The following is a 15,643-nucleotide window of genomic DNA, read 5'->3' as shown; positions in this document are numbered from 1 at the left end:
ACAGCTATGGCTCGCACCATTCTTTACACTTACAAAGACCAAGACAAAGAACTGACGTTCTCATACCAGCAACACCGCAACATTCAAGAAGCAGTTGCAGAGGCGGAAGGTATCGATATCACTGAGTACCTAAAGATGGAGCAGCAAATCGAAGCAGTATCTGACACCAAGGCAGTACGCAACTACCGCGATAATCATTTCAGAAAACTTGGCTTTAGCAAAATCACCCTAGCTCAAAAAGAAAACTTGGGCGTAGGCAAAAAGAAAAAATAAGCCAAGCTGCACAGACCAAAAAACTCGCGATTCGTCGCGAGTTTTTTTATGTATGCCATCCAAGGACAATACGCTATAGCTGAGGCTCTACGATCACAAACTGATTGGTTCCTGCAATTGGTGCATACCATTCACTGCCTTGAACGTAGAAAGTCGCCCCATTAACAGTCACCGTAGTTGCTTCATTCGGCAACACATCGACTATCTTACCTGCCATCCCCTTATTTGTTATGACAGTGGTACTCGCTGTATTCACTTCGCTCTGTACAGATACCGGAGGTTGCTCAACGTAAATATACTGATCGCCACTTCGCTTGTAATAGACATTATCAACGACGGCATAAGTTATCCCCGCAATCACTAGATAAGTCGCGGTTCTCGGAATTTTATTGTAATGGTATACGCGATGAACTGGCGCTTTATAAACGGGACGGTAGACAGGCTTTACCACCACCACCTTCTTCCCATGCTTTGGTGGCTTAGGTGCTGGAGACTTGGCAAACGTCGGTGAAACCATACCAACTAGGGCGATGCTAAGAACGCCAAAGCGTAATTTTGATGAGTTGAACATCTTCATTCCTATTGTTCGTGGAAGCAATACAAACAGCTTATCAATCGAGAGTTCAAGGGACGTAAACGAAGCGTAAAGCTGGGTAAAGATGGCAGCTCAGTTATACAAAGCAGCAGTATGGAGCGACAAAATAAAAAAGCCTCGTTTACCTTAAAGGGAAACGAGGCTTTCAATGTTGGTCTTATGTGTTTTCGCTTACTGAAAACTCAGACGATTATTTGATGTTTAGGAACGCAGCACCACGCACGCCGCCTGAATCACCGTGTTTTGCTTTGATGATCTTCGGACATTTCGCGACAGAAAGTAGGTACTTAGGAATACGTTTTGGCATCTCTTCGTAAATCAGTTCGAAGTTAGATAGACCGCCACCTAGTACAACAACGTGTGGGTCAGTCGCAGTAAACAGGTTCGCAAAGCAGATTGCTAGAAGCTCCATAAAGCGCTCAACGTGCTCAACCGCTTTTGCTTCGCCTTCTGCGTGTGACTTAATGATATCGATCGCTTTCTTCTCTTCGCCGTAGTAATGCGCGTAAAGAAGCTCGAAACCACGACCAGATAGGTAGCTATCTAGACAACCTTTCTTTTCACAACCACAACCTAGTAGAGGTGCGTTGTCGCCTAGGTGGAACCATGCATCGATAGGAAGACGTGTGTGGCCTACCTCACCCGCTACGTGGTTACGACCAGAGAATACTTTACCTTCGTAGATAAAGCCGCCGCCAAAACCCGTACCAAGGATCAAACCTAGTACAGATGGTTCGTCTTGAAGGTCTTCATCCCATGCTTCAGAAAGCGCGAAACAGTTTGCATCGTTTTCAATTTTTACGCTGCGACCGATTTTAGCTTCAAGATCAGCGCGAAGTGGTTTGCCTTTTGCTGCAGGTACGTTAACCGTTAGTACAGTTGCATCATCAGCGTCTTCCATCCCAGGAAGACCAAGGCCAATCGTACCTTCACAACCAAATTCCGCATCGTATTTGTTAACCAGACCTGCAATGGTTTCTACCAGCAAATCGTAGTTGTCTGTTGGTGTTGGTACACGTTCAGTTGCTACACGCTCAAGTTTTTCGTTAAACGCACCAAACTCAATTTTAGTGCCACCGACATCAAAGCCGTAATACATGCAATTCTCTCCTAAAAAGCTCAAACGACTCCCAAAAAATGCTGGAGTCAAAAAAGATAAACTCCGAGCATTATCCATATCTGTACGCCTGCAAACCGTGACCGAATGCAGATTTATCCCCTCATTGAAGCCAGTTGAACAACAAGCCATCAACAAAAGTTCATTCCTTAGAGTTAGCTCTCGATTTTAGCCCACTCTTTGAAACGTTTCAGATGCGGTCGAGACCAGTCGGTTTTTACGCGAGTTTTCGTCAGCATGTAGGTTTCACGGAAGGCTTCAAACCATAATTGCAGACACTCCGAAGCTTGCTCTTCACCTGCTTGTTTGAACACTAACGTCGCGACTTCTGCAGTAGACAGATGCTGCTCATTGTCCGAGCGACGCATGATGTATTCAGACAATGATTCCGGCTCAATAGAAAGCACAGGCAAAGACTTCAAGAACTCGGAACGGCGGAAGATCTTACGCGCTTCACGCCAACTGCCATCAATGAAGATCAGTAACCATTTTTTGTCTGAACCATCGGATGCCTTCAAACGCTCTGGATTCAAACCATCCAATAAACGCTCAGGCTCATCCACGTAATCTGCTGGGAAGACAACCACAGGTTGATAAGCATCGTTTTCTAGCAGTGCGAGCATCTCTTGAGAAGGCTCGGTACGATTCCATTGATACACGTAGGTCTCTTGAATCGTATCAGCAATTAGACGCCCGGTATTACTCGGCTTGAACACTTCGTTTTCCGATACGATCAGCATGCAGGCAATATTGGATTCGATGTTAGGCTGAATGTCGCACAAACAATATTGCTCAGAAACCTGACAGTAAGGACAGCGAACCACTTTACAGCCACGAGCGTTAAACGGCTTCGTTGAGATAGATTGACGGTGCTGGTATAAACGATGGAAAGCGTGGATTCTCATGGATAGAAAGTGCCAGTTGGAATAAGTGCATGTATAAAGTAGAGCGCGATTCTACTTGCATCGCCAATTAGTCTCAAGAAATGCTCGTAAACGGACGGACATTCACATTCCTTTCTTCTCGGTGAAAGATACGGTGGAGTCTTAAGGTCTTAAAAAATAATCGAATCAATCAAGGAAATTAGCGTGACCGAAACAGCATTTAACGACCCTTCTTGGCTACGACTTAGCATCTTTATTGGTGTTTTGTTGCTTTGCACCCTTTGGGAAAACAAGCTGCCGAGAAAACAGTTGACCGTCGACCGTTCATTTCGCTGGTTTAACAACCTCACACTGGTCGCGCTAAATAGTGTCGTTATTGCCGTTGTCATGCCTATTGCCGCTTTCCAAGCTGCCATCATTGCTTATGAAAACCAATGGGGTCTGCTCAACTTTCTTGCCTTGCCGACTTGGTTACATGTGCTGATAGCCGTTGTGTTACTCGATCTCATCATTTATCTACAGCATTTAGTTTTCCATCGCGTTAAACCGCTGTGGAAGCTTCACCGCATGCATCACGCTGATCTGGATATCGACGTCACAACCGGAACACGATTCCACCCGATAGAAATCATTCTCTCAATGATTGTAAAAATCGCTGCTGTTTTCGCTTTGGGCGTGTCTCCTATCGCCATCGTAGTGTTTGAAATCGTCTTGAATGCTAGCGCGATGTTTAACCATAGCAATGCAAGGCTACCACTGCCTTGGGATGCGAAGTTACGTAAATTGGTAGTGACACCAGACATGCACCGCGTTCACCACTCCATCATCGTGCGCGAAACACATTCCAACTTTGGTTTCTTCTTGTCGATCTGGGATCGTTTGTTTGGCACCTACCGCGCTCAACCGGAGTTAGGTCATGATGATGTTGTGATTGGTGTTCCAGAGATTCGCGACAAAGACGAGCAAAGATTGGATAAACTGATTACCCAGCCATTTCGTTACAAGGAAAAGTCTTCTTCATGAGCAGTTCAATGAAAGTGAATGTGTTTGGAAAAATCATGCTTGCTGAATGCAGAGATGGGATTTGGACGCTTTATATCGATTCGGAAACTTCGATAAAGCGCCCAATCAGAGACTTTGTAGTGCCGCCCTTTCTCGATGAAGACGAGTTACTGACCTGCCTAGATGATATGTATCACGAACACGCGACCGCAACTCATCCCAATGTATTTCGGATTGAATAAAAACCGTTAAGCTTTGATCAAATCGCGTTTTTTGTTTGATTGGGTCACACCAACAAACAAACCGATAATCCCAAGAACAATTGAAGAGATGGCGAACACGCTCACATCTTGTTGCTTGTTGATGGCCGCGTACACAAACGCAATGCCAAAAAAGATTACGCCAAAACTAAAGCCGATAGCGCGGCAAAAACACCGAAGCTCGCCAGTTCCTTAAAGTTATCCATAACACTTCCCTGTTTAAAAATACGTAATATCGAATAAAACAATTACCGGAATATCTGACGTGAGTGGCGATGCTTTTGCGAATTCCACAGCCAAATTGATACTCCAATAGAAAACCCTAACAACAACGTTTGCCATTGCAGCTGTCCACTGCTCTCCAATACGCCCAATCCATAGTGCGCATAAGAGTTAAAGCCTACGCTGCTCAACATAATCAATAACAGTAAAACCAGCCCAGTCCGGCGGTGCCTAATCAGCAAATAAACGGCGACTAAATCAAGGAGGCCAAGAGCGCTCCAATACATGTTTAACCAGCCTGGGGCAAAATCGTAAGGCAAAAAGCCATCGACAATATTGTCGTAAATGTGGATGACACCACCCACTGTCAGGCAAAGGCATAGGAGAAACAGTACGAATTTATCCATTATCGTTTCCTTTCCTTATCTGAATGAATGCGCAAAGCATATAGAAATCAGCTAAATAATTGTAATTTCGACGCCATTTTTGAGAGCGACAGTGCCTTTAAACCGTACGTGAGAGGTTGAAAGAACATCAATGGCTGTTCTTCCTTATCATTTCGCTCCTGATAAAAGCATAGCGTTTGGTTTGATGGTTCGCTTGAAAGCTTAGTTAACCTCTATTGACCCTTTCTGTGCCTGCATCGTTATTGTGTATGGTAGGAATAAAGTATCAGCCAACGCTGAAAAAGCAGTATCAAACACAAAGAAAGGCACCCCATCCAGTTTGGGCCCCGTGTTTTCAGAATAGCTAGGCTCACCATTCAACAAACACATGTTGTAATTCACTCCACTATAAACTCTTGGAATTTCCTTGCAGTAGCTCTGCTTCCCCTCATGAGCGATTCTCACATGATTGTTTGTTGGGTTTAGGGTCTCTATTGTTGCACAACCTTGCGACGCAATGGCTGCCAATATGACGAGTCGTTTTTTCATGAACTTTCCTTGTTTGTATTTCCTTCGTGAGAATGATTTACGTACTTCTTTGTTTACTGCTGATACTCGTGAGATGTGACGTTTGGATGTGGTTTAGAAGCTGCAACAAATCTCCAGTGAAATTGTCGTGAACGAGTAATAGTCGAACGTCAATCTTGTTCCCCCTCTTTAGACTTCGCATCAATGAACACAAACTTCATCGAAGGCGGAAAGATAAAGGCATCATCACACCGATAACCTCTTAGCCACACACCATCATCCCGCTTACGCAGATACAAACCTCTGGGATAGGTCTCTTCCTGCTCAAGAGCCGAAGAAGCGAGCGTTATGTATTCGTCTTTTGTGAGCAAAATACCTTGAAGTAACAAGTATGGTGCAACGGCGAGCGAACAAGGCTCTAGCCCTTTCTGAGCTCCATGAGTAAGAAGCTCAGCCAACGTTGCTCCAAATGAAGCACCTAATTCCGAAGGCGTTACTATCGATAAAGACAAAGTCTGAGCATGTTGTTTGGTTTGTATCAATTGATCTTCAAACAGCTGTAAGGCAAACGGATTGAATTGAATGCGTTGATCTTTGAGTTCTTGAAGCAACTCTGCATTCGTGTGATTACCGATTTCAATTTTCACTTCATTGCCCCAATGCGGATAAACTCACGAACCTGCTCTAAAGCACGTTGAAAAACAGGGTGAGCATGGGAAGAAATGTCTTTTGTCACCCCATGCCAAAAGAATTCGAAATCATGCCCACCATCATCTTGAGTGTGGAAGACCCAATGCTCCGGCAACTCTTCACATTCACACAAAACGAAATGCCAAAGCTGCTCTTGAAACCCACTCTCCCAAGCCCCTAAGTAGGTTGTGTGATTGACCAATTCGATGCCCGACTCTTCTGCCAATTCTCTTTTTGCCGCACTGAAGAAGTCGCAATCGAAGGGTTCAACAGTACCTTTCACCAACTGAACGCCCGCAATAGGATGTTTGAAAAGAAGAATCTCGCGGTTTTGTTTTCGTAACACCAGAGGACACACTTTATCAACCAAGGAACCACTCCTCATTTTGTTGGCATTTTTGTGTTGCGGGATATTCTAACAACCCTGAATTGACAACAAAGCATTAACAAATGCTAATGACATATTTATCCCGTATCGTTAATCAATTTGCGATTTGGGTCACTCACTCTTGGCGTCAAAAAACAAAAAGGCAGAGCGATTGCCCTGCCTTTGGTCGTATTGGAAGTTCGTTTGGTCTCACCTAATGCTGGATCAACTCACTTGATGCAGTTCGTATTTATGCAGCATCGCTTGTTGATGCCCTGCGATGTCTGCAACTTGCTCCGAGCTTTCGACCATGGATTCTAATTGAAGTTTGGTGTGTTCACCTTGGTCTGAGATGTGTGTAATGGCTTGCGACACGTCCGCCGTTGCTCGCTCTTGCTCTTCTGTCGCAACAGAAATCTGTTCGACACGCTGTTGGATATGCTGAACCGCTTCGTTAATGTCTGCGAATGCCGATTTGACTTCATCACTCGACTGCAATGCGTAAGACATTTCCTCACGTGAGTCATTCACCGCTTTACGTGATCGTTCTGCTGCTGCGACTAACTCATTCATCATTTCACGAATATTGGTAGTCTGCTGCGAAGTATCACTGGCCAACTTGCGAACCTCATCGGCGACGACTGCAAAACCTCGCCCTTGTTCCCCAGCACGCGCCGCTTCAATCGCCGCATTCAAAGCAAGTAAGTTGGTGTTATCGGCAATGCCGCTGATCATATCCACCATCTCACGAATCTGTTTTACACGTTGGTCGAGTTCAATCATGGAGTGTTCATTGATGTTGAGTGAGTTTTCTAGTGATTCCAAACGCTGACGGTTTTGCTCTACCACTGCAACGCCTGTCACTGTGTGTTCCGCCGCTAAATGCGAATCTGCGGAAGAGGCATTCGTCACCGTCGCGATCTCTCTAATAGATGCTTCCAACTGAGTAATGGTCGTCACCATGCTCGCCAACGCTTCATTCTGCACAGTTAAGCTTTGATTGGTTTGCTCAGCCGCATCGTGGCTAATCTCAGCGGTTTGATATAAGGTTTCGCAGTTACGCGTAACGGTTGAAATCGAATCGTGTGTTGAGTCGATAACTTGGTTAAGTTTGCGTGCGACTTCTTTAAGTTCAAACGGGCCAATCTGTTGCGCTTTATCTCGGAAATCATGCTCCGTTAACGCGGAAAGACGAGTAAGGATGTTTTTCAAACCTCGGTTGGTCCAAGTGCGAAGGCCAAACCAAGTCACTAACACCACGAGCGAGATAACGCCAGCGGCAACAACAACCATCAAACTGACGTTTTGAATGGTGCTGTGGACAATGGTTTCACGCTCATCAATCAGCGCTGAGGCGGAATCAGACACTTGGTCGAGCAAATACATAGTTTCGTTTGAAAGTTGAGAGGCGCGTTGAAACTCGACCTTTTGCTGTTCGCTCTGTTCAAGTTTCGCCAAAATCAAACGCAAACCCCCATCATCTTTGAAGCCAGCCTGTACCATCTCATAAGGTGCAGTTAGGCTGGCAAACTCTGTCACTTCAGGATGCCATTCTTTGAAGTCATCATAAGCGAGGTTAATACCAGCGATACGGTTTCGCATCTCTCTGTATTCTTGCTCTGCTTTCTCTAGCTCGGTTTGCATCATCATGACCAGGAAAGTGCTTTCCATCGAGCTTGCGGATGCAATGAAGCGATTTGCCGCATCACTCGATTCAGGGTTGTCGCTGCTTAGAAACGAGCTGATACGGTTCATCTCTGGACCAATCGAACTTAAACCATATCGAAATCCACCGACGGCAGAGTTAATGTCGCTTTGCATCTGAATCACCGCAGACTGTTTCGATAAAATGGAATTGGTGACTTGATGCAACTCAGCAACGTTTTCTTTGAGCATACTTGATAGGTTTTCGGCAACACCGGAAGTTTGCTCTATGAGCCCGTCACTTTGCTGCGCTAGCTCTTCAATGTGAGAAGTGATAAGAGGAAGTTCATTCGGATCGGTGATTTGCATTCCATAGTTCAGCAGTTTGACCTGCTCTAAAACGTTCCTTGTGAGTGTCGCATTTGCCATTGCCATGGGTAACGCTTTTTGAGACAACTCTTCAAATTGTTCGCCAATCTGTTCCATTCCTTTGAAACTTGAGACAGAAAGGGCTATAACAAGTGCGATGATAGTTAAAAATGTTGCACTGATAGTCTGAATCAGTGAAAGAGAAAGGCGTAAACGTTTGCGCTCTGTCATAATCAATTTATGTTCTTTCTTGGTTTTGAATCAACTTTCCGTTTATTCGTCACATAAGTGAGACAAAAACGTGATTTTCAGCCCATAGTAGGCATTGGTTATGACACTAATATTTCAGTTTTAAGTCATGGAGATGACCTGTGTACAAAGTACGTCGTATATTTTTCCCTTTAATAATCAGTACGCTACTTAGTGCGTGTTCTTCTGGCCCAGACCCAGAAACGCAAGTAAACGCCTCCCTTCCCGTCAACCAACTTCTGTCCGACAATCAGGACTTGTTTCAGTTTTTTAATGAATGGGAAGGCACGCCCTATCGTTTAGGCGGTACAAAAAAATCAGGCATAGACTGCTCCGCGTTTGTACAAAAAGCCTTTGTCGAGGCATACCAAATGTCATTGCCGCGAACAACGCGCCAACAGTCTAAGCAAGGTGTTGAGATGAGTTGGTCTGATGCGCAGCAAGGCGACTTGGTATTTTTCAAGACCCGTAGAAGCACATACCATGTCGGCATCTACTTGGGTAATAAGCAGTTTATGCACGCTTCCACATCGAAAGGCGTGATCATTTCGAGAATCGACAACCCGTATTGGGCATCGAAATTTTGGCAAGTAAGAAGAGTTACAATGTAACTCTTCTTTGAATAGGAATGACGAGAGATTGGAATCAGTCGTAGGTCGCGACAGCTGTATCGAATAAGTTCTTCACCAACGCGATGTATTCATCTAAAAAAGCGATCTGTTCATTGGTCGCTTTTTTCGTCCACACACCCGCAAGCACTTCACCCAAATCTTCTACTACCGCATCAGCTTCTTTTAGTAACTTAAAGCGCACACTTGAATGCAATTCTGGGTTTTGTTCGAATATCGCCATGATGTTCGACGCAACCATGTCAGTCACGACATCTTCAATGCTTTCTGATCCTGTGTCACCGATTTCAGACGTGAAAATATCTAAGTTAAGTGACAAGTGCTCGATTAGAGCGAGATATCCATCGGTTTCTACAACCACTGTTTTTCTCCGTTTAGTGCAAGCCTTCGAAGCTGAAAGCGAAATAGTTTCAATAGTAAGACATGCCGAGAAAATTTCATTAACTTATTTCATATTAATAAGCATTGATGCGTTAACTGAATGGTTTTCAACCAATTAGGTTAGTCATCTTCGTGACAACAGGTTTGATTTCGTCCATTTTCTTTAGCACGATATAACGCAGCATCGGCACTCTTAAGCCATTGTGTGTGACTCTCGAAGTACGATTTATACTCGCAAACGCCGATACTTATCGTGTAGTTAATCAAAAAGTCTTCAACTTTCACGATTTCTTGCTCGATTCGCTTTCTTAAACGCTCTGCAAAATAGCTCGCCTGTTCTTGATTGGTGTGTGGCAGTAGAACGGTGAACTCTTCGCCACCGAAACGCCCACAAATATCACTGCTTCGTGCGGTTTTACGCAATAAGCTGGATGTACGACGAATCACTTCATCGCCAGTATGGTGGCCATAGGTGTCGTTGACCTTTTTAAAGTGGTCAATATCAAAGATCACCAACGAACTTGCCCCTTCAATGACTTTGAGTTGGGCAAACTCTTCTTTCAATGACTGCTCCCAGTACGCACGATTAAACAATCCCGTGAGACCGTCTTTACGACTGATTTCAGAAAGGTGCTGGTTGGTTTCTCTCAAGTGAATACGGTTACGCGCGGTTTCTGAGACATCGTTGATTTGAATCGCAATGTGGCTCACTTCTCCTGAGAGGGAGCGTAATGGCGTGATCACAATGTCTTGGAACATCAAGTTGCTGCTGTTTGAAACCGGCGAGAAGTTGTTGAACTTAAAAAGATATGGTCGGTTTTCCCAGCTAGAGAATGAACGCGTCTCTAAATCCGCCGACGTTTTCAGCTTTGTCTCTAACCATGTTCGGGGTAGATCTTCAAAGTGATCAAATAAGCACTCACCCAAGATGTTTTGCGACAAGATACCGCTGTAGGACTGCATGAAACTGTTCCACACACAGACTTTATACTCTTGGTCGAGTACGATAAGTCCAGAGTCCATGGTATCCAGAATTTGGGTAACCCAGTGAAAGTCTGCTATGTCCAGCGTGATTTCGGACATTAGATTAACTCCATGATTTCATAGATGATTTCTACGGATGATTTATCTATCAAAAACAGAACTTCACACTCAAAGTCGAGTGCCTCTGCCATGTAGGTGTATTCGATGGTAAAGAGTTGGCCAGCTTCGCCCTTTTCTTCACTAAAAGGCGTAATGGTTTCAATGATACCTGGCTGACGCAGAGAGAATTGCTTATCCAGTTGGTTACCTAAAGAAGTTAGGAAAGAAGAAACCAACAAGTTAGACACGTTTAAGATGATTTCATTGTGTGGCGTAAACTCCAGTAAGTACCCCAACCGCTCACCGATTTGGTTGATGTCTTTACCGCGCAGGCAAACCAGTGCTTCACCGTGGATACCGCCACCGACAAATCGCTGGGCAACCGCCACAGAGCTATCTCGCCCGATCACATCCACCAGCGTCATATGAAGCTCGCCATAAGAAAGCGGCCCCACATGAGGCACTGGCAGTTGAATAAATTCACGCAGATGGTCCGCCATGATTGCTGCGCCTTTACCTAGCGCAATATTGGCCACCTCACGGAACTTAGATAATGGGGTAATTTCTATGTTTGGCGTTGGTTCAATTTCAACACTAGAACTAAAGGCGTAATGCAACCCCAGACTTTCATACAAAGGAACGACTTGTTCTTCAGAGAGTGGTTTTGCAATAAAGTCTATTGCACCAAGATCTAAACAACGTTGTTTGGCTTCTTGCTGGACGTCACCCGAAACGATGACAATCTTGGTTTGATGTTGGCTAACAGGCAGAGACTCTAGTACCTCGAATCCGTCCATTATTGGCATCGTCAAATCGAGAAACAAAACGTCAATATTTTGTTCCGCTAGGATTTTCAACGCCTCGTGACCATCTTGGGCTTCGAGAAGGTGCAATGATGTATCTTGTACGATGGATCGGGAAATCAACTTTCGTGCGACTGCCGAATCATCACAAATCAGTATTTTCATGCCACCAATGGAACTAAAGTCAAAAAAATTATAATACTCGTTGTACCTCAATAGCTCCATATGTTAAGTCGATAAATCATAGAGTTATAGGCGACATGATTCACACTTATGCACATTTTTCACTATGACCGACGTATTTATTGTCGAAGTTTGCTCAAGTGCGCGTCAATCTTCCGCCGTTTATCCTAAACTATTGTTGGTCAAATAGATGAGCGAGGTTTTGTATGTGGCAAGCAATATCGCAACAGCTTTCTGATACCTTAATGTTTGAATATCAAATCACCGAGAAAGTGAAACTTTCAGGCGGCGACATTAGCGAAAGCTACATGATCAATGACGGAGAGCAACGCTATTTCGTCAAACTTAATGATCGGGATTTCTTAGCCAAGTTTGAAGTAGAAGCGGAAAGCCTTCACCTTTTGCGTGAAACCTCTACTCTATTTGTCCCTGAAGTCGTTTTAGTCGGTAAAACTAAAACGCACTCGTTTATTATTCTTAATTACCTCCCAACCAAACCGCTTGAAGATGCCAGCAACAGCTTTAAGTTTGGCCAACAACTGGCTCGCCTTCATTTGTGGGGTGAACAAAAAGAGTTCGGTTTCGACAGCGATAATTATATCGGGTCTACACTTCAACCAAATCAATGGCACAAGAAATGGTGCGTCTTCTTCGCTGAGCAGCGCATCGGATGGCAATTACAATTGCTAAAAGAAAAAGGCGTATCTTTGGTCGATATCGATGACTTTATTGACGTCGTGAAACAGCTTTTAGCAAATCACTCACCTCAACCTTCTCTTTTGCACGGTGACCTGTGGAATGGAAACGTTGCACTGACCCCTGCAGGACCTATTAGTTTTGATCCAGCCTGTTACTGGGGAGACCGGGAATGTGACCTCGCCATGACCGAGTTATTTGGAGGCTTCCAACCAGATTTTTATCAAGGATATGAATCAGTTGCACCGCTTTCAGCTGGTTATGAAGAACGTAAAGATATCTATAACCTCTATCATGTTCTTAACCATTGCAACCTGTTTGGCGGACATTATCTGGAACAAGCGCAATCGATAATTAAGAAGATAATTTCTTATTGATTTGGAAGGAAAAGATCATTGCTGAGTGTAAATTTTCGACGCATATCACTCTAGAGAAAGACCCCAAGCCCAACGTTGGGTTTGGGGTCAACTTTTGTACTTATTTCGACTCAATTAGCAACAAGAGCACCTAATATTCTAAGTAACTCGGCTTACGTTGTATCTCTAACCCTAAGAGACAAGCGAGTAAATAAGGGCTGTATTTTCTCTACAATAAAGTATTAAAAGCCCTGCAATACTAGGAGTTTTTGTATGCAAAATTACACTGAAAGACATGTGAAATGTCCCCACTGCGGGCACTCAATCGGCATCACTCTCGATGCAAGTAATGGTAACCAAGAGTTCTATGATGACTGTCCGGCTTGTTGTCATGCGATTCACCTCAACATGAAAGTTGATGAATTGCAGCAAAAGGTCGAATTGTTCATTGACGACAACTACGAGTAGGAACTCACATCCCCCCCTAAAAACAGAAGAAACAAAAAAGGAGCCTCAAGTGCTCCTTTATTATTTTTACCCTGTTACTTTTGCCTAGTTAAACAGAGTTAGCTATTCCTGGCAGAACTAAAGCTGTTTCGCTGCCAATACACGTTCTACCGTATCAACGATGGCTTGTGTTTGTGGATCGAATTCAACGTTGATTTTTTCACCCACTTGGCGACGACCAAATAAGGTTCTCTCTAGTGTTTCCGGAATTAAGTGTACTGAGAAACGGTTGTCTTCAACTTCACCAATGGTCAGTGAGCATCCATCTAAGCCAATGTAGCCTTTCGCAAGCACGTACTTCATCGACTCTTCTGGCAGCGTAAACCAAATCGTGCGGTTGTTTGGCGTATCAATGACATCTGCAATTTCTGCCATCAAGCTAATGTGACCAGACATGCTGTGACCGCCGATCTCATCACCGAACTTTGCTGCGCGCTCAATGTTGACGCTATCGCCTGCCGCCAATTCGCCTAGGTTGGTCAGCGCAAGTGTCGCTTGCATTAGGTCAAAGCTGATTTGCGATCCTTCGATTTTCGTTACGGTGAGGCAACAACCGTTGTGCGCAACAGACGCGCCAATTTCAAGGCCTTCATTTAGTGCGCCTTCCAGTTCAACAACGTGAGTTTGAAAGCGATCTTTCTTGTCGATATGAACGACTTTAGCCGTACCCTGAACGATTCCTGTAAACATTCTTTTTACCTATTTGTTAGAAGCGACTGATAGCCAAGCTAAACGTCCGCCGAGTGTTTTTACAATCGTCTATCAATTAACCAAAAATCCACATCTTGTGGGTATGGTATCTGAGCATACAATTGTTTATCATCTGCGCGGAGTTCCACCGAGGCATTTTTTCACCTTATAGTGACTAAAATCAACCATCAGATCAGTTCATCACATCTTTTGTCCTCGAGCACTCTCTTTCGATTCAAATTATTTCTTTTACAATATATTGTTCCGCTCTGGAGTATTTCGTGCATCGCTATAAAGAAGAAGCATCGAGTCTTATTAAATTAGCTACCCCTGTGTTGATCGCTTCTGTCGCGCAAACAGGCATGGGCTTTGTCGATACCGTAATGGCAGGTGGCGTCAGCGCGACCGACATGGCTGCGGTATCTGTGGCTGCAAGTATCTGGCTTCCATCAATTCTATTTGGAGTTGGTTTATTGATGGCGCTTGTACCAGTGGTTGCTCAACTTAACGGTTCAGGTCGCCGCGTTAAAATCCCATTCGAGATCCAACAAGGCATTGTGCTTGCCCTACTGATCAGCATTCCAATCATCGGAGTGTTATTCCAAACCCAGTTCATTCTTGGGTTAATGGATGTCGAGGCAGCAATGACAGAGAAAACCATTGGCTATATCCATGCGGTTATTTTTGCTGTGCCAGCATTCTTGTTATTCCAAACTTTACGCAGCTTTACTGATGGTATGTCGCTAACGAAGCCTGCGATGTTCATCGGCTTTATCGGCTTGATGCTGAACATCCCACTGAACTGGATTTTCGTTTACGGTAAATTCGGCGCACCTGCACTAGGCGGTGTGGGTTGTGGTGTTGCAACCGCTATCGTCTACTGGGTGATGTTTGGCTTACTGCTACTTTACGTAACCACTTCTGCACGACTAAAAAGCATTAACCTGTTTGGCGAGTTCCACAAGCCTCAACTAAAGGCTCAAATTCGTCTATTCAAACTGGGCTTCCCTGTCGCTGCAGCGTTGTTCTTTGAAGTGACGTTGTTCGCAGTGGTTGCGCTTTTGGTCTCTCCACTCGGTTCGATCATTGTTGCCGCGCACCAAGTTGCAATTAACTTCTCTTCACTTGTTTTCATGCTACCAATGAGTGTGGGTGCGGCAGTGAGTATCCGCGTTGGTCACCGTTTGGGTGAAGAAAACGTAGATGGTGCACGTGTTGCTTCTCGTGTAGGTGTTATGGTTGGTCTTGCTCTTGCGATGATGACGGCAATTCTAACTGTTGTGTTCCGTGAGCAAATTGCCCTGCTTTACACCAATAACCCTGAAGTTATCGAACTGGCGATGGTGCTATTGCTGTTTGCTGCTATTTACCAATGTACCGATGCAGTACAAGTTATTGCGGCAGGTGCGCTGCGCGGTTACAAAGACATGCGCGCGATCTTCAACCGTACCTTTATCGCCTACTGGTTGCTTGGTTTGCCAATCGGCTACGTGTTAGGTCGTACAGACTGGATTGTTGAGCCTATGGGCGCACAAGGCTTCTGGCTCGGCTTTATCATTGGTCTATCGTCGGCGGCATTCCTACTAGGTATTCGCTTGCGTTGGATGCACCGCCAAGACCCTGAAGTGCAATTGAATTTCTCTCAACAGTAATTCAGACTTAGACCATCAAATTTTAAAGCCAGCGAACGCTGGCTTTTTTGATCTCTCCCGCGCGTCACAAAGTATAC

19 protein-coding genes and 1 pseudogene are annotated in these 15,643 nt (G+C 44.6%); 7 read left to right on the top strand and 13 right to left on the bottom strand.

From position 1 onward, the window contains the following. Positions 1 to 6 precede the first annotated feature (6 nt). Entirely contained in the window at positions 7 to 273 is a 267-nt protein-coding gene (locus VCHENC03_RS12775; RefSeq protein ID WP_005441547.1) for a DUF2960 domain-containing protein, read from the top strand. A 73-nt stretch (positions 274 to 346) separates the two neighbouring features. Here the strand turns inward: VCHENC03_RS12775 and VCHENC03_RS0125865 are convergent, their stop codons facing one another. From VCHENC03_RS0125865 to VCHENC03_RS12785, 3 genes are all read right to left on the bottom strand, one after another. Next, positions 347 to 844, bottom strand: coding sequence for a hypothetical protein (locus VCHENC03_RS0125865; RefSeq protein ID WP_032802725.1), 498 nt, complete (start codon positions 842 to 844; stop codon positions 347 to 349). Between the two features lie 214 nt (positions 845 to 1,058). Continuing rightward, positions 1,059 to 1,967: an N-acetylglucosamine kinase gene (gene nagK, locus VCHENC03_RS12780; protein ID WP_009706081.1), complete on the bottom strand. Its 909-nt coding sequence runs from the start codon at positions 1,965 to 1,967 to the stop codon at positions 1,059 to 1,061. Positions 1,968 to 2,140: 173 nt separating this feature from the next. After that, positions 2,141 to 2,890 (bottom strand): tRNA-uridine aminocarboxypropyltransferase, encoded by a 750-nt coding sequence (locus VCHENC03_RS12785; RefSeq protein WP_009706080.1) that lies wholly within the window; start codon positions 2,888 to 2,890, stop codon positions 2,141 to 2,143. 183 nt (positions 2,891 to 3,073) lie between these two features. Between VCHENC03_RS12785 and VCHENC03_RS12790 the strand changes: the two genes are divergently transcribed. Both VCHENC03_RS12790 and VCHENC03_RS0125860 read left to right on the top strand, forming a co-directional pair. Further along, positions 3,074 to 3,892, top strand: coding sequence for a sterol desaturase family protein (locus VCHENC03_RS12790; RefSeq protein WP_009706079.1), 819 nt, complete (start codon positions 3,074 to 3,076; stop codon positions 3,890 to 3,892). Beyond that, positions 3,889 to 4,113: a DUF7661 family protein gene (locus VCHENC03_RS0125860; RefSeq protein ID WP_083481836.1), complete on the top strand. Its 225-nt coding sequence runs from the start codon at positions 3,889 to 3,891 to the stop codon at positions 4,111 to 4,113. The genes VCHENC03_RS12790 and VCHENC03_RS0125860 overlap by 4 nt, the downstream gene beginning before the upstream one ends. 6 nt (positions 4,114 to 4,119) lie before the next feature. Here the strand turns inward: VCHENC03_RS0125860 and VCHENC03_RS28170 are convergent. The 6 genes and pseudogenes from VCHENC03_RS28170 to VCHENC03_RS12805 all read right to left on the bottom strand — a co-directional run bounded on the left by VCHENC03_RS28170 (position 4,120) and on the right by VCHENC03_RS12805 (position 8,568). Beyond that, positions 4,120 to 4,337, bottom strand: a pseudogene (locus VCHENC03_RS28170) (hypothetical protein). A gap of 42 nt (positions 4,338 to 4,379) precedes the next feature. Next, the gene (locus tag VCHENC03_RS0125850; protein WP_032802724.1) at positions 4,380 to 4,760 is read right to left on the bottom strand and encodes a hypothetical protein; all 381 of its coding nucleotides are present in this window, start codon (positions 4,758 to 4,760) and stop codon (positions 4,380 to 4,382) included. Positions 4,761 to 4,961: 201 nt separating this feature from the next. Further along, positions 4,962 to 5,288 carry a YceK/YidQ family lipoprotein gene (locus VCHENC03_RS0125845; RefSeq protein ID WP_032802723.1) on the bottom strand — a complete coding sequence of 109 codons (327 nt, stop codon included), beginning with the start codon at positions 5,286 to 5,288 and terminating at the stop codon, positions 4,962 to 4,964. A 149-nt stretch (positions 5,289 to 5,437) separates the two neighbouring features. Continuing rightward, the gene (locus VCHENC03_RS12795; protein ID WP_009706076.1) at positions 5,438 to 5,914 is read right to left on the bottom strand and encodes a hypothetical protein; all 477 of its coding nucleotides are present in this window, start codon (positions 5,912 to 5,914) and stop codon (positions 5,438 to 5,440) included. Next, positions 5,911 to 6,327, bottom strand: a complete 417-nt coding sequence (locus VCHENC03_RS12800; RefSeq protein WP_009706075.1) for an NUDIX hydrolase — start codon at positions 6,325 to 6,327, stop codon at positions 5,911 to 5,913. The genes VCHENC03_RS12795 and VCHENC03_RS12800 overlap by 4 nt, the downstream gene beginning before the upstream one ends. A gap of 222 nt (positions 6,328 to 6,549) precedes the next feature. Next, the gene (locus VCHENC03_RS12805) at positions 6,550 to 8,568 is read right to left on the bottom strand and encodes a methyl-accepting chemotaxis protein (RefSeq protein WP_009706074.1); all 2,019 of its coding nucleotides are present in this window, start codon (positions 8,566 to 8,568) and stop codon (positions 6,550 to 6,552) included. Between the two features lie 140 nt (positions 8,569 to 8,708). Between VCHENC03_RS12805 and VCHENC03_RS12810 the strand changes: the two genes are divergently transcribed. Continuing rightward, the gene (locus tag VCHENC03_RS12810) at positions 8,709 to 9,197 is read left to right on the top strand and encodes an NlpC/P60 family protein (protein WP_009706073.1); all 489 of its coding nucleotides are present in this window, start codon (positions 8,709 to 8,711) and stop codon (positions 9,195 to 9,197) included. 34 nt (positions 9,198 to 9,231) lie between these two features. Here the strand turns inward: VCHENC03_RS12810 and VCHENC03_RS12815 are convergent, their stop codons facing one another. From VCHENC03_RS12815 to VCHENC03_RS12825, 3 genes are all read right to left on the bottom strand, one after another. Next, on the bottom strand, positions 9,232 to 9,576 hold the full coding sequence (locus tag VCHENC03_RS12815; protein ID WP_005427720.1) for a DUF3802 family protein: 345 nt from the start codon (positions 9,574 to 9,576) through the stop codon (positions 9,232 to 9,234). A 140-nt stretch (positions 9,577 to 9,716) separates the two neighbouring features. Continuing rightward, positions 9,717 to 10,679, bottom strand: coding sequence for a GGDEF domain-containing protein (locus VCHENC03_RS12820; protein WP_009706072.1), 963 nt, complete (start codon positions 10,677 to 10,679; stop codon positions 9,717 to 9,719). Continuing rightward, the gene (locus VCHENC03_RS12825; protein ID WP_009706071.1) at positions 10,679 to 11,647 is read right to left on the bottom strand and encodes a response regulator; all 969 of its coding nucleotides are present in this window, start codon (positions 11,645 to 11,647) and stop codon (positions 10,679 to 10,681) included. Before VCHENC03_RS12825 ends, VCHENC03_RS12820 begins: the two co-directional genes overlap by 1 nt. 224 nt (positions 11,648 to 11,871) lie before the next feature. Between VCHENC03_RS12825 and VCHENC03_RS12830 the strand changes: the two genes are divergently transcribed. Next, positions 11,872 to 12,738: a fructosamine kinase family protein gene (locus tag VCHENC03_RS12830; protein WP_009706070.1), complete on the top strand. Its 867-nt coding sequence runs from the start codon at positions 11,872 to 11,874 to the stop codon at positions 12,736 to 12,738. 252 nt (positions 12,739 to 12,990) lie between these two features. Then, the gene (locus VCHENC03_RS12835; protein ID WP_005427574.1) at positions 12,991 to 13,185 is read left to right on the top strand and encodes a CPXCG motif-containing cysteine-rich protein; all 195 of its coding nucleotides are present in this window, start codon (positions 12,991 to 12,993) and stop codon (positions 13,183 to 13,185) included. Positions 13,186 to 13,302: 117 nt separating this feature from the next. Here the strand turns inward: VCHENC03_RS12835 and VCHENC03_RS12840 are convergent, their stop codons facing one another. Beyond that, positions 13,303 to 13,914, bottom strand: a complete 612-nt coding sequence (locus VCHENC03_RS12840; RefSeq protein WP_009706069.1) for a riboflavin synthase — start codon at positions 13,912 to 13,914, stop codon at positions 13,303 to 13,305. A gap of 281 nt (positions 13,915 to 14,195) precedes the next feature. Here VCHENC03_RS12840 and VCHENC03_RS12845 point away from each other — a divergent pair, with 281 nt between their 5' ends. Next, the gene (locus tag VCHENC03_RS12845) at positions 14,196 to 15,566 is read left to right on the top strand and encodes an MATE family efflux transporter (protein WP_009706068.1); all 1,371 of its coding nucleotides are present in this window, start codon (positions 14,196 to 14,198) and stop codon (positions 15,564 to 15,566) included. The last annotated feature ends 77 nt before the right edge of the window (positions 15,567 to 15,643 follow it).

It is taken from the genome of Vibrio sp. HENC-03 (assembly GCF_000305755.2).
GTDB classification, from domain to species: Bacteria; Pseudomonadota; Gammaproteobacteria; order Enterobacterales; family Vibrionaceae; genus Vibrio; species Vibrio owensii.
Note: the sequence above shows the minus strand (reverse complement) of the source record. Positions and strands in the feature narration are given on the sequence as shown.

Coding starts and splice junctions, on each gene's coding strand:
- VCHENC03_RS12775 (WP_005441547.1), top strand. CDS start 7: ATGGCTCGCACCATTCTTTACACTTACAAAGACCAAGACAAAGAACTG.
- VCHENC03_RS0125865 (WP_032802725.1), bottom strand. CDS start 844: ATGTTCAACTCATCAAAATTACGCTTTGGCGTTCTTAGCATCGCCCTA.
- nagK (WP_009706081.1), bottom strand. CDS start 1,967: ATGTATTACGGCTTTGATGTCGGTGGCACTAAAATTGAGTTTGGTGCG.
- VCHENC03_RS12785 (WP_009706080.1), bottom strand. CDS start 2,890: ATGAGAATCCACGCTTTCCATCGTTTATACCAGCACCGTCAATCTATC.
- VCHENC03_RS0125860 (WP_083481836.1), top strand. CDS start 3,889: ATGAGCAGTTCAATGAAAGTGAATGTGTTTGGAAAAATCATGCTTGCT.
- VCHENC03_RS0125850 (WP_032802724.1), bottom strand. CDS start 4,760: ATGGATAAATTCGTACTGTTTCTCCTATGCCTTTGCCTGACAGTGGGT.
- VCHENC03_RS0125845 (WP_032802723.1), bottom strand. CDS start 5,288: ATGAAAAAACGACTCGTCATATTGGCAGCCATTGCGTCGCAAGGTTGT.
- VCHENC03_RS12805 (WP_009706074.1), bottom strand. CDS start 8,568: ATGACAGAGCGCAAACGTTTACGCCTTTCTCTTTCACTGATTCAGACT.
- VCHENC03_RS12820 (WP_009706072.1), bottom strand. CDS start 10,679: ATGTCCGAAATCACGCTGGACATAGCAGACTTTCACTGGGTTACCCAA.
- VCHENC03_RS12825 (WP_009706071.1), bottom strand. CDS start 11,647: ATGAAAATACTGATTTGTGATGATTCGGCAGTCGCACGAAAGTTGATT.
- VCHENC03_RS12830 (WP_009706070.1), top strand. CDS start 11,872: ATGTGGCAAGCAATATCGCAACAGCTTTCTGATACCTTAATGTTTGAA.
- VCHENC03_RS12835 (WP_005427574.1), top strand. CDS start 12,991: ATGCAAAATTACACTGAAAGACATGTGAAATGTCCCCACTGCGGGCAC.
- VCHENC03_RS12840 (WP_009706069.1), bottom strand. CDS start 13,914: ATGTTTACAGGAATCGTTCAGGGTACGGCTAAAGTCGTTCATATCGAC.